The following is a 12,221-nucleotide window of genomic DNA, read 5'->3' as shown; positions in this document are numbered from 1 at the left end:
GATGCCAAAGTCCGTGGCGTTCGGACAGGAATTTGCGCAAAATAGCGTGATGACCTCCTCACCACGGGCCACATTGGCCGACGTGGCCGCCGCCGCAGGCGTCAGCATCTCCACGGCGTCCCGAGCGATGCGGGGCCGAGGCGACCTGTCGGCCGAGACCCGCGCCCGCGTCCTCGCCGCCGCCCAACGCCTCGGGCACTCCCGATCGGGTGAACGCCGGGGCAGGCCGCGATCGGGCACGTCGCTGCTCTTCGACCTCGTGCTGGGCCACTTCCACGACCCGTACACCGACGAGGTGACGGCCGGAGCACGCACCGCGGCGGCGCGGCTGAACTACGACCTCGTGCTCACCGCCGAGCGCGAGACGCCCGGCGACGACTGGCCTGTGCGCATCCGGTCGCGCGGATCCGCCGGCGTGGTGCTCGGGCTGATGGTCCCCACCACGAAGCAGTTGGCGATCCTGCGGGACGCGGACATCCCGGTCGTGCTCCTCGACCCCTGGGCCGACTCCTCGCTGCCGATCCCGAGCGTGCGCACCACCGACCGGGCCGGCGGGATCGACGCCGCGGAGCACCTCATCGCCCAGGGGGCACGACGGTTCGTCGTGCTCGGTGGAGCGCCGTCGTACCGGTACGGTCGGGCGCGCGTGGAGGGCTTCGAGTCGACGGTGCGACGACTGCTGCCCGACGCTCCCCTGGTGCGCGCCCAGGCCGACTGGAGTGCCGCCGGCGCGCGCCGGGCCTGCAATGCCGCGCTGACGGCGCTGCGACGCCACGAGGGCGACGGGCCCGTCGGGCTCTTCGCCTGCTCCGACGAGATGGCGGCCGGAACCTACCGATCGGCCGCCGACGCGGGCCTCGCGATTCCGAGGGACATGATGGTCGTCGGGTTCGACGACGTCCGGGGTGCGCGGTGGCTCCGGCCCCCGCTGACGACGGTGCGGCAGCCGATCCGTGAGATGGCGGCATCCGCGATCCACGCCCTCGCCGGCTATGCGCAGGGCGAACCGCTCACCCCGTCGATCACCGAGCTGCCGACGCGACTCGTGGCCCGCGGCTCCACCCGTCCCGACCTCATCACCGCCGCACCGGCGTGATCGGGAAGTACACGCTGTACGACTCATCCGTCACCTCGTGCAGGGGGATCAGCCGGATGGAGTGCGCCTGCCCGACCGTGCGGTAGCGGGTGAACCACTGGTTCCACTGCCGTTCGTTGTCGGCAGCCAGCATCGAGCGTGGATCCGCCGGATCACCCTCGAGCGCGATCTCGCGATCGCACAGCCCGGCCAGCACGACCGGTCCTTCGACGAAGGCGACGGTGGTGGGCTCGTCGGGAATCGGCACGGCCCGCACCGCGAAGGGAAACGCGACCTCGATCTCGGTGCGGCCGCCCTGGTGGTCGACCTCGAGGAATCCCTCGGACGGATGCGTCGGGGCCGACGTCGTGACGACGGGCGCGCCCTGCACCCACTCGGGAACCCGGAGTCGTTCGCGCCGGGGCGATGAGTCCGGCGTCTGCACCGTGACGCGGACGCGCCACGCACTCGGCCGGTGGCGGTCGCCCGCCGCCCCGGCATTGGCGTCGGGACCGACGTAGCCGGCGTCGCCGAGCAGTTCGACCTCGACTTGGGCAGTCCCGGTGTCGTCGGTGACCTCCGCGCGCGCCGAGACGTACTGCGCGATGGTGATCGCCCCGTTCTCGTCGCTGTAGAACACCAGCGACGAGTGACGGGTGTGCGCCTGCACGAGGGTGCCATGACAGCACCAGAAGTCCTCGGTGGGCGTGCCCCACTGCTTGACCGCGCCGCCTTCGAGTGGCAGGAAGTAGGCCACCATGCCCGTCTCGGGGTGCTGCTGCGCCAGGATGCCGTTGTACAGGTTGCGTTCGATGTAGTCGAGGTACTGCGCCTCCCCGGTCCAGCGGAACAGCACGTCCGCGAGCCGGATCATGTTGACGACCGTGCAGTGCTCCTGGGTCTTCTCCCGCGACGGCTCGCGAAGGCGAACGGCGGCGTCCAGATCTCGCCGGAGGTCTGTCCGCCCGTGCAGAAGGTGCCGCGCCGGGTCACGGCCCAGTCCCAGTACGCCTCGACGATCGCCCGCCACCGCGGGTCGCCCGTGACCTCGAACGCGCGTGCTGCCCCGAGGACCTCGGGGATGGTCGTGTTCGCGTGCATGTTGGTGAGCATGTCGCGTCCGGCGAGCAGCCCGTCGAAGAGCGTGCGGTGGGAGTACCGGTCGAGCAGCTCGGCGTACCTGTCGTCGCCGGTGGCGTCGAGGAGGTCGGCCCAGACCTCGAGCATTCCACCGGTCTCGACCTCGAGGATCGCCTCGAACGCGTCGGCGTCGAATTCCCGCGCCCACTGCAGGAGGGCAGCCGATGCTCGGTGCGCGATCCGGAGCGCGCGGTGGTCACCGAGATCGCGGAAGACGTCGACGAGCCCCATCAGGGTCTTGTGGATCACGTACTGCGGAGCCCACACGTCGCGCCCCTCGGCCAGGCGCCTCAGGAAGCCTCGTGGAACGGGGAACACCCACTCGCCGTCGCCCTCCTGCTGACACCGCTCGAGGCCGTCGAGCACGGTGTCGAGCCTGGCGCGCAGGTGGGCGTCGCCGGTGACGGCGACCTCGCGCGCCGCGGCCGACATCCAGTGCCCGACGAAATGGCCTCGCAGCAGGGAGCCGGGCGTCTCCCACCCCCAGTGCCGATCGAGTCCGCGATCGGCCGCCGACGATCGCGATGGATGGAGATGCCAGGCCTGATCGCCGATCCCCGCCTCGATGAAGTGGTTCTGGAGCAGGTTCCGCTCCTGCAACGAGACGAGGTACTCCCGGTTCCGGCGGCGCCGTGACTCGAAGGGACCGGGCGTCAACCGAACGGATGCGGCGGGCAGCGGTGCGAGCATCATCGGCGCAGCTCCTTGTCGTTGTGAGAACGATCTCTCACTGTACTCGGACCCCGTCGAGCCGCCAAGATGGACGAATGCGTGCATACACGACCATCCATCTTGCGACCCACGACGTCTCGCTCATCGTGGCCTGGCGCGAGGACGCGCTGCCGGCCATCGTCCACTGGGGAGCTCGCGTCACGACGTCCGACGACGACCTCGCCGCGTTCGTCGAGATGCGAGAGCGACCCGGTATCGACGGGGTTTCCGACCTGCCGTATCGGCCGAGCATCCTCCCCGAGCATGTCCACGGCTGGAGCGGGCGACCGGGCGTGAGCGCGCATCGCGGCGGTTCCGCCTGGGCCTCGCGGTTCCGCGTGCACGCCGTCGGGCTGGATGGGAGGGCGTGCGAACCGGGCTCCGCCATACAGGGCGGGCCGGGTGTGCTCGCCGTGTCGGCACGTGACGAGTGGGCGCAGATCGAACTCGACCTGGAGATCGATCTCAGACCCTCCGGCCTCCTCCGGACACGCGCGAGCGTGCGCAATGCGAGCCCCGATGCTGAGCCGCTGCATGTCGAGTCCGTCAGCCTCGCGTTGCCGATTCCGACCCACGCCACCGAGATGCTCGACTTCGCCGGACGATGGGCGACCGAGAAGATCCCGCAGCGGCATCCTGTCGTCACCGGACTTCACGCCCGCGAGTCCCGCCGGGGGCGCACCGGACTGGACGCCACCACCACGGTCGCCGTCGGCGTCCCCGGATTCGACGCCGACGCCGGCGAGGTGTGGCTCGCGCACGTCGGCGTCGGCGGCAACCACGAGCACGCGGTCGAGCGCCTCGACGGCTCGCTCGCGTTCCGGGGCGGAGAGCTCCTGCTGCCCGGTGAGATCCGGCTCGGCCCCGGCGAATCGTACGAGTCACCCTGGGTCTACGGCAGCTACGGCGAGGGCCTCGACGCGGCCGCGCACCGGTACCACCGGCACCTGCGTGAGATCTCGCGGTCGTCGCGCCGGGATCGCCCCGTCACCCTGAACGTCTGGGAGGCGGTCTACTTCGACCACGACCCGGCGACGCTCGACGAGCTGGCGGTGCGAGCCGCCGAGCTGGGCGTCGAACGCTACGTGCTCGACGACGGATGGTTCCGCCGGCGCCACGACGACCGCGCGAGCCTCGGCGACTGGACGCCGGAGCCGGCGAACTGGCCCGATGGCCTGCGCCCGCTCGCCGACCGGGTGCGCGAGCTCGGCATGGAGTTCGGCCTGTGGGTCGAGCCCGAGATGGTCAACGAGGACTCGGACCTCGCGCGAGCGCACCCCGACTGGATCCTCCGAGCGCGTCCCGAGCTGCCGCCCACCTTCCGGTTCCAGCAGGTGCTCGACCTGACCAACCCCGAGGCATTCGCGCACATCCTCGAGCGCCTCGACGACCTCGTCTCGCAGAACGACGTGAGCTACCTGAAGTGGGACCACAACCGCGACCTCATCGCCGCCGGTCACCCCGCGACGGGGGCGCCCGCGGTGCACGCGCAGACCATGGCGGTCTACCGGCTCCTCGACGAGCTCCGCACGCGGCATCCGCAGCTCGAGATCGAGAGCTGCGCCTCGGGCGGCGGACGCGTCGACCTCGGCATCCTCGAACGCACCGACCGGGTGCACCCCTCCGACAACCACGACCCGCTCGATCGGGCACGGATCCTGCGCTGGACCGGCCTCCTCGTTCCTCCCGAGATGATGGGGTCGCACGTCGCCTCGCCCACCTCCAGCGTCACGGGACGCACGCACGACCTGCACTTCCGGTGCGCCGTCGCCTTCCTCGGGCACTTCGGGATCGAGTGGGACATCCGCGGGTTGAGCGATGATGATCGCGCGGTGCTGGCGCGATGGATCGCCGACTACCAGCGGTTTCGCCCGCTCATCCAGCGCGGCCGCGTGGTCGGCGGCGGCGACTTCGACGCCGCCGGCGTCGCGGTGCGCGGGGTCGTGGCCGACGACGGCGCCGAGGCGCTGTACACGATCGTCACCCCGTCGGCTTCGGCCGACACCGCGTCCCGCGTTCGGCTCCCGGGCCTCGACGAGGCGCGTCGCTACCGCCTCTCGGTGACGGATCCGGCCTCGCTCGGCCCGGGTTGGCTGGTTCCGGCGTGGATGCGCGCAGCCGCCGGGCGGGGCGCCGCGGGAACGGATGCCGCGGGGCCGGTCGGCGCGGGCCCGGGCGCCGCGGCGCCGGCGGGTCCCGTCGTCTCGGGCAGCCTGCTGCGGCGCATCGGCGTCGAAATGCTCGCGTTCCATCCCGAGCGCGCCGCGCTCGTGCACGCGCGGGCGGTCGACGGGTAGTCCCGGGCCCGCCTCAGCGCCCGACCGGCAGGTCGCCGGCCCGCAACAGGTCGGCGACCTCGCCGCCGACGCCGGCGATCGCAGCCCGCCTCGCGTCGGCGAACACCTCGGCGAACGACACCGGTGCGCCGCGTCGAGACGAGATGACGGAGGCCTCGACCATCGCCACGCTCCACACGTTGCGGTGGATCTCGCCCGACGGGTCGGGGCCGCCGTCGAGCGCGGCGACGAACTCGTCGAGGGCGGCGTCCAGCCCTTCCGACGCCGCGTCGAGCGGCACGGATGCCACGGGTCCCTCGCGCCCCTGCGTGCGCACCTCGGTCTCACCGTCCCAGGTCGCCGTGCCGGCTGCCGCCGACCCACGCCAGTCGCCGTTCCACGACGTGGTGAGACCGTCGGCGCACCAGCTGCCGGTGTACGAGAACCGCGAGCCGTCGTCGAACCGGAAGACCGCCTCGGCCGCGGCGGCGCCCTCGTACCAGCTCCACGCCGGATCGAACTCCTCGCAGTAGACCGAGACGGGATCCGCGTCGAGGAGGAAGCGCGCCTGGTCGAAGCTGTGGATCGCCATCTCGACGAGCAGGGGGTGCTCCATCCGATCGCGGAACCCGCCGAACCTGGGGTTCTGGAAGAACCGCGTGTGCAGCTGCGCCGCACCGCCGAGTCCGGCGAGCGCCCCCTTGAACGCCCGGATGCCGGCGGAATGACGGCGGGACTGGCTCACGGCCAGCAAGACGCCGGTCGTGCGACTCAGCGCCGCGAGCGCGAGCGCCTCGTGCACGGTCGGGGTCGCGGGCTTCTCGCTGAGCACCGGGATGCCGGCACGCAGCGCCGCCGACGAGACCTCGAGATGCGCTTCGGGCACGGTGGCGTTCAGCACGACCTCGGCGCTTCGATCGAGCGCGTCATCGAGACGGCTCAGCGCGGGGATGTCCCAGCCTCGCTCACGAGCGGCCGATTCCGCGGCGCCCGGAACCACGTCGACGATCGCGCAGACCCGGGTGTCGCTCCGCCGCGCGATGGTGTCCATCCAGACGCGCCCCATCGTGCCTGCGCCGACCACGATGACGTCCTTCACGGCAGGGGTGTCCCGTCCCATTCGCGCGGCGTGACGAAGTCGTTCGTCGCGTGCATCGCGAGCCGCGGCGAGCGGCGCGGACGATCCTGGCGCGCCCACCGTGCGGCGTTCGCGAGGATCCGTTGGATGTCGCGGTCGTGATACACCGGGTAGTCCTGGTCGCCGGGCGAGAAGTAGAAGATCCGCCCGTATCCGCGTGAGTAGGTCATGCCCGACCGGAAGGCTTCGCCGCCGCTGAAGGCCGACACGAAGACGAGGTGGTCGGGCACGGGCACGTCGAAGTGCTCGCCGTACATCTCCTGGGCGGGGAGCACGAGCGGATGCGGCACGCCTTCGGCGATGGGATGCGTCGGCGCGACGGTCCAGATCACCTCGCGGTCATCGCCCTGACGCCACCGCAGCGTGCACGAGGTGCCCATGAGCCGGATGAAGATCTTCGAGAAGTGCGCCGAGTGGAGAGCGACGAACCCCATGCCCGCGAGCACGTGACGGTGGACTCGCTCGACGACCTCGTCCTGCACGAGGTCGTGCTCGCGGTGCCCCCACCAGAAGAGCACGTCCGTGTGCTCGAGCACCTCCTCGCTCAAGCCGTGCTCGGGATCGCCGAGCGTCGCCGTCCGCACGTGCGCCGCGGGTCCGAGCTCGCGGCGAAGCGCGGCGGCGATGGTCTCGCGTATCGTGTCGGGATAGATCCGACGCACCGACTCGTCGTGCTCCTCGTGGTAGTTCTCACCCCAGACGAGCACGCGTGAACGCACGGCGCCGGTCGCGGAACCAGCGGAAGCGGCATCCGGAACCATCAGCCCTTGAACGCCCCGTCCATGATGCCCGCGACCATGCGTCGACCGACGAAGAAGAACACGATCAGGAGCGGCAGCGTCGCCATGAACGAACCGCCCATGGTGAGGGCGAGGTCGATGGTGCGGTTGGCCTGCAGCTGCTTGAGCGCGATCTGCACCGTGAAGAGCTCGGGCGACTTCAGCACGATGAACGGCCACATGAAGTCGTTCCACACCGAGGTGAAGGTGATGAGGCCGAGCACGAAGGCGGCGGGCCGCACCACCGGGAACGCGATGCTCCAGAACAGCTGCCAGCTGTTCGCCCCGTCGATGCGCGCCGCCTGGATCAGCTCGTCGCTCACGGTCGTCGCCATGTGCTGCCGCATCCAGAAGATCCCGAAGGCACTCGCGAGCCCCGGAACGATGATCGCCTGCAGCGTGTCGACCCAGTCGAGCCACGAGATGATCAGGTACTGCGGGATGACGCTGAGCTGCGCGGGCACGGTCATCGTCAGGAGCACGATGAGGAACAGCGCGTTGCGACCCGGGAAGTGCAGCTTCGCGAACGCGAATCCGGCCATGGCGCACAGGACCGCCGAGATGACGGCGATCGACAGCGACACGATGACGCTGTTGATCAACGACTGCACGAACGGCACCGTGTCGAACACCTTGGCAGCGAGCTCGAAGAAGTCGGAGCCCGGGTAGAGCCGCGGGGGCGACGAGGTCACCGCCGTCGCTCCGACCGAGGCGATGACGAACATGTAGTAGAGCGGGAAGACCGAGATCAGCACGGCGAGGATGAGCAGCACGTAGACGGGCCACCGGACGCGCCCGACCCGACCGCCTCCGCGGCCGCCGCGGCGGCTGGACGCCTTCCCCGGGGCGACGATCGCCTCGGTGGCGGGTTCAGTGATCGCCTGTTCGATGACGGCGGACATCAGCGGCCTCCACGGGTGCGGGTGGACAGGAAGAAGTTGATCAGCGCGGCCACGACGACGATGACGAAGAGCGCGACGCCGATGGCGGATCCGTAGCCGAACTCGAACTGGCCGAAGCCCTGCTCGTAGAGGAAGAGCGACAGCGTCTGGCACTGCCGGCCGGCTCCGCAGGTGAGGCCCGTCTCGGGCGAGACGAGCAGCGGTTCGGTGAAGATCTGCAGTCCGCCGATGGTCGACATGATCACGGTGAAGATGATGATCGGCCGCAGCGACGGGATGGTGAGGTGGATGAACTGCTGCCAGCCGGATGCCCCGTCGACGGATGCCGCTTCGTACATCTCTCGCGGAATCGCCTGCAGCCCGGCGAGGTAGAGCAGCGCGTTGTAGCCGAACCAGCGCCACATCACCATCGCCGAGATCACGACCCAGGAACCCACCTGGGAGGCGAGGAGGTTCACCGACGGCAGTCCGAAGATCTCGAGGATCCAGTTGAGGAGGCCGAAGTTCTTGTCGAAGATCTGGCCGAACACGAGGGCCGTCGCCGCGACCGAGGTGATGTACGGCACCAGCAGCGACATCCGGAAGAAGTTCGCCCACTTCAGCCGGGCATGGTTCAGCAGGTGCGCGAGCACGAGCGCGAGGAGCAGCTGCGGGATCGTCGAGATCAGGAAGATCCCGAAGGTGTTGACGAACGCGTTCCAGAATCGGGGATCGGCGAAGAGCCGCTCGAAGTTCGCGAATCCCACGAACGTCTGCTCGCCGATCGGGTTCCAGTCGAACAGCGCGACGTATAACGTGAAGAGCAGGGGGAAGAGCCCGAAGATCGCGAAGATGATGAAGAACGGCGCCACGTAGGCGTAGGGTGCGACGCGTTCGGCGAGCGAACTGCGGATTCGGCGCCGGGGCGTGTGCCGACGCTCCGCGCGGCGCTGGATGGGTGTGGCGGTCGCAGTCACGGACACGATGAACCTCCGTCGGGTGGTGGCCCGACGCGTTCGCGTCGGGCCACCGGGGTGGATGTCGCGGCTCAGCCGCCGATAGCGGCGTTCGCGCTGTCGACGCCCGTCTGCCAGGCGTCCGCGGGCGGCACGTTGCCGGCCTCCATGTCGACGAGGGCGTTCAGCAGCGCTCCGCCGATCGCGCTCGTGTCGGGGCCGTTGTGGAACGAGTTGAACTGCAGCACCGACTCGCTCATGACCTTGCCGATGGCCGAGTCGCCGAAGAACGGGTCGGTGTAGTTCAGCACGTCCTCGCTCTCGAGCGCGCCCTTCGCCGCGGGCATGGTGCCGGTCTCGGCGAAGTGCTCGGTCTGCCCCTCGGGTGACAGCATCGTCTCGATGTACTGCCAGGCCGCCTCGGGGTTGTCGGCACGTGCGGGGATGGCGATCACGCTGCCGCCCCAGTTGCCGCCGACGCCCGGGATCGAGGCGATGCGCCAATTTCCTGCAGTGTCGGGAGCGTCGTTCTTGAGGCCCGACAGGATCCAGGACGGTGCGATGGTCACCGCGAACGCGCCGTTGGCCTTGCCGGGCGCCCAGCCCGACGACCATGCCGCGATGCCCGCGCTGATGCCGGCCTCGTACGTGTCGACCGCGACCTGGAACGCCTCTTCGACCTCGGGGTTGCTGTCGAAGATGAGTTCGCCGTCGGGCGAGTAGTACTTCTCGCTGACCTGGTTGACCGCAGCGAAGAACACGGAGGTCTCCACGTTGTCGACGAACGGCTGCCCCGTCGCCTCGGTGTACTTCTTGCCCATCTCGATGAAGCCGTCCCACGTCGACCACGTCTCGGCGACCTGCTCGGGGTCGGTCGGGAGGCCGGCCGCCTCGAAGAGGTCCGCGCGGTAGGCGAAGCTGAGACCACCGACGTCGGTGGGGATGCCGATGATGGAGCCGTCTTCGCCGGTGGCGGCGTCGATGGCCCAGTCGAGGTACTGGTCGCCGATGTCGTCGCCGCCGAGCGTGCGCAGGTCGATGAAGTTCCCGGGGTTCTCGACGAACTTGGGAAGGTCGTCGTTCTGGATCATGACGAGGTCGGGCACCTTGCCGCCCGCGAGGGCAGCGGTCAGCGCGGTCGCGGTCTCGGTCGTACTGCCGACCTCGCTCAGCTTGACCTTGGCATCGGGGTTCTTCTCGAGGTACCGGTCGACGGACTCCTGCTGGCCGATTCCGGTGAACGACCAGAACTCGAACTCGGCGTTCGGGTCGCCTTCCGCGGCCGAGCCTCCCGAACTGCAACCGGTGAGGGCCAGTGCGAGGGCACCGATTGCTGCGATCGGGATCGCGAGCATGCGTCGGTTCACGACAACTCCACTTCTCTGGGGGGGAACCTACTGTGTGTGGTCGACAGCCTCTGATGCTGCGACTGCAGAGATCGATCTCTGGTGACGACACCGTAGCCCCGAAATCACGACGTTGGCAAGCATGAACCGAATGTCGCCCATCATGCGACGTCATCCGGATCGATGTTTCAGAGATCGATCTTCCAGCCCGTTCGCCGGTAGACTGACCTCGTTGTTCGAAAGGTAGTGACATGGTTCGTCCCACGATCGTGGACGTCGCGCAGGCCGCGGGCGTCTCTCGCGCCACCGCGGCACGGGTGCTCTCGGGCGCCACGAACGTCGACCGCCAGATGGCGAGCGCGGTCGAGCGCGAGGCCGAGCGACTCGGGTACGAGACGAACTTCGCCGCACGCGTGCTGCGGGGCGGTCGGGCAGGCGCCATCGGACTCGTGATCGCCTTCAACGAGCTCGACAGCCTGAGCGGCACGTTCTTCACCGCGGTCCTGAAGGGCGCCGCGAAGGGTTTGTCGGCGGGCGACGTGCAACCCGTGCTCCTCCCCGCCGACCACGAGGATCAGGCCCGTGTGCCGCGCTTCCTCCGATCGGGAGCCGTCGACGGCGCGATCGTGATCCTCCAGCACGAGATCACGCATCTGGTCGAGGGTCTGGTCGACTCACCCGTTCCGATCGCCTGGGTGGGCCGCCCACTCGTGGAGCTCCCGCCCACCGCCATCGTGGTCGATTCCGACAACTACGGCGGCGGCGTGCTCGCCGCTCGAGCGCTCGTCGAGGCCGGGCGTACTCGTATCGGCATCATCACCGGTCCGCCCGACATGGAGCCGGCCCGCGATCGGGTCCGCGGCTGGCAGGACGAACTGGCGCGCCACGACATCTCGCCCGGTCCGATCGTGCACGGCGACTTCACCGTCGACAGCGGGTCGGCCGCGATGGCACGGCTGCTGCAGCGGGCTCCCGATCTCGACGGCCTCTTCGCGTCATCCGACCTGATGGCGAGTGGGGCCATCAGGGTGCTCCAGGCGTCGGGCCGCAGCGTCCCGGCGGATGTCTCGGTCGTCGGCTTCGACGATGTGCTCATCGCCGCCGCATCCGATCCGCCCCTGACGACCGTCCGCCAGCCCCTCGAGGAGATGGGCCGCGTGGCCGCCGACACGCTCATCCGCCTCACGCGAGGCGAGACCGTCGAGCACGACCACGTGCTGCCGACGACGCTGGTGCGGCGCGAGTCGCTGTAGGCGGGCCGCTGAAGGCGGGCTCAGGCCTCGCCGCGCTTGACGCGGGCGTAGTGCTCTCGCACCCGGTTGCGATTGCCGCAGTCGGCGGCGACGCACCACCGGCGATTGTGCCGAGGCGAGGTGTCGAGGAACACGAAGCCGCACTCCGCGTCGGCACACTGGGCGAGCCGGTCGAGATCGTCGCGCAGCAGCAGCTCGACCGCGGCGAGCGCGATGCGTCGTCGCGGCAGCGCGAGATCGACGGGGAAGTCCCATTCCCAGCCGTCGCCGGCTCGCGCCAGGATGCCGGACGCGACCGCTTCGGCGTGCGCCTGCACGACCGGGTCACTCGGCCCGCCGCCATAGCAGGCGGCGTAGAGCGCCTCGCGGAGTTCGGTGACACGGCGCCATTCGACGATGGCTTCGGCGGGATGTCTCGACGCGAGCCGACGCACCGCCCGCTCCTGCTCGTCGTCGATGAGACCGAGCTGCCGTGCGAACCGCACGACCTCGCCGTAGTCGACGAGGTACTCGACGACGCGATCGTCGCTGAGCCGCTCGGACATGGTGTTCATGAGGTCGAGCGCGACGGCGCCGCCGATCTGCGCGAACGGGGTGTCGCGCCGCTTGGGGATGACTGGAACAGTCATGTCTCGATGCTAATGCACAATTGGCACTTTACGCATT

Annotated in this window: 11 protein-coding genes; 3 read left to right on the top strand and 8 right to left on the bottom strand. The window is 69.7% G+C overall.

What is annotated here, in order from left to right; translation table 11 throughout:
* Window positions 1–49: 49 nt before the first annotated feature.
* Window positions 50–1,096, top strand: coding sequence for a LacI family DNA-binding transcriptional regulator (locus ACVFI9_RS04545; RefSeq protein ID WP_474764858.1), 1,047 nt, complete (start codon window positions 50–52; stop codon window positions 1,094–1,096).
* Here ACVFI9_RS04545 and ACVFI9_RS04540 read toward each other — a convergent pair.
* Both ACVFI9_RS04540 and ACVFI9_RS04535 read right to left on the bottom strand, forming a co-directional pair.
* Complete coding sequence (locus tag ACVFI9_RS04540; protein ID WP_474764857.1) at window positions 1,077–1,949, bottom strand: beta-L-arabinofuranosidase domain-containing protein; 873 nt, start codon at window positions 1,947–1,949, stop codon at window positions 1,077–1,079. The genes ACVFI9_RS04545 and ACVFI9_RS04540 overlap by 20 nt on opposite strands.
* The gene (locus ACVFI9_RS04535) at window positions 1,946–2,908 is read right to left on the bottom strand and encodes a beta-L-arabinofuranosidase domain-containing protein (protein ID WP_474764856.1); all 963 of its coding nucleotides are present in this window, start codon (window positions 2,906–2,908) and stop codon (window positions 1,946–1,948) included. Before ACVFI9_RS04535 ends, ACVFI9_RS04540 begins: the two co-directional genes overlap by 4 nt.
* 74 nt (window positions 2,909–2,982) lie before the next feature.
* Between ACVFI9_RS04535 and ACVFI9_RS04530 the strand changes: the two genes are divergently transcribed.
* Complete coding sequence (locus ACVFI9_RS04530) at window positions 2,983–5,223, top strand: alpha-galactosidase (protein ID WP_474764855.1); 2,241 nt, start codon at window positions 2,983–2,985, stop codon at window positions 5,221–5,223.
* A 13-nt stretch (window positions 5,224–5,236) separates the two neighbouring features.
* Here ACVFI9_RS04530 and ACVFI9_RS04525 read toward each other — a convergent pair whose 3' ends face one another.
* The 5 genes from ACVFI9_RS04525 to ACVFI9_RS04505 all read right to left on the bottom strand — a co-directional run bounded on the left by ACVFI9_RS04525 (window position 5,237) and on the right by ACVFI9_RS04505 (window position 10,323).
* The gene (locus ACVFI9_RS04525) at window positions 5,237–6,301 is read right to left on the bottom strand and encodes a Gfo/Idh/MocA family protein (protein WP_474764854.1); all 1,065 of its coding nucleotides are present in this window, start codon (window positions 6,299–6,301) and stop codon (window positions 5,237–5,239) included.
* Window positions 6,298–7,101, bottom strand: coding sequence for a ThuA domain-containing protein (locus tag ACVFI9_RS04520; protein ID WP_474764853.1), 804 nt, complete (start codon window positions 7,099–7,101; stop codon window positions 6,298–6,300). Before ACVFI9_RS04520 ends, ACVFI9_RS04525 begins: the two co-directional genes overlap by 4 nt.
* Window positions 7,101–8,021: a carbohydrate ABC transporter permease gene (locus ACVFI9_RS04515; RefSeq protein WP_474764852.1), complete on the bottom strand. Its 921-nt coding sequence runs from the start codon at window positions 8,019–8,021 to the stop codon at window positions 7,101–7,103. The genes ACVFI9_RS04520 and ACVFI9_RS04515 overlap by 1 nt, the downstream gene beginning before the upstream one ends.
* A complete protein-coding gene (locus ACVFI9_RS04510) occupies window positions 8,021–8,983 on the bottom strand; it encodes a carbohydrate ABC transporter permease (RefSeq protein ID WP_474764851.1) in 963 nt (320 codons plus the stop codon). The genes ACVFI9_RS04515 and ACVFI9_RS04510 overlap by 1 nt, the downstream gene beginning before the upstream one ends.
* A 65-nt stretch (window positions 8,984–9,048) precedes the next feature.
* Complete coding sequence (locus ACVFI9_RS04505; protein WP_474764850.1) at window positions 9,049–10,323, bottom strand: ABC transporter substrate-binding protein; 1,275 nt, start codon at window positions 10,321–10,323, stop codon at window positions 9,049–9,051.
* A 230-nt stretch (window positions 10,324–10,553) separates the two neighbouring features.
* Here ACVFI9_RS04505 and ACVFI9_RS04500 point away from each other — a divergent pair, with 230 nt between their 5' ends.
* Window positions 10,554–11,555, top strand: coding sequence for a LacI family DNA-binding transcriptional regulator (locus ACVFI9_RS04500; protein WP_474764849.1), 1,002 nt, complete (start codon window positions 10,554–10,556; stop codon window positions 11,553–11,555).
* Between the two features lie 20 nt (window positions 11,556–11,575).
* On the opposite strand, the gene ACVFI9_RS04495 is transcribed toward ACVFI9_RS04500, so the two are convergent.
* The gene (locus ACVFI9_RS04495; RefSeq protein ID WP_474764848.1) at window positions 11,576–12,184 is read right to left on the bottom strand and encodes a CGNR zinc finger domain-containing protein; all 609 of its coding nucleotides are present in this window, start codon (window positions 12,182–12,184) and stop codon (window positions 11,576–11,578) included.
* Between the last annotated feature and the right edge of the window lie 37 nt (window positions 12,185–12,221).

This window comes from Agromyces sp. NSFZ, assembly GCF_056156205.1.
The sequence above is the reverse complement of the archived record's forward strand: the minus strand, read 5'-3'. Positions and strand labels throughout refer to the sequence as shown.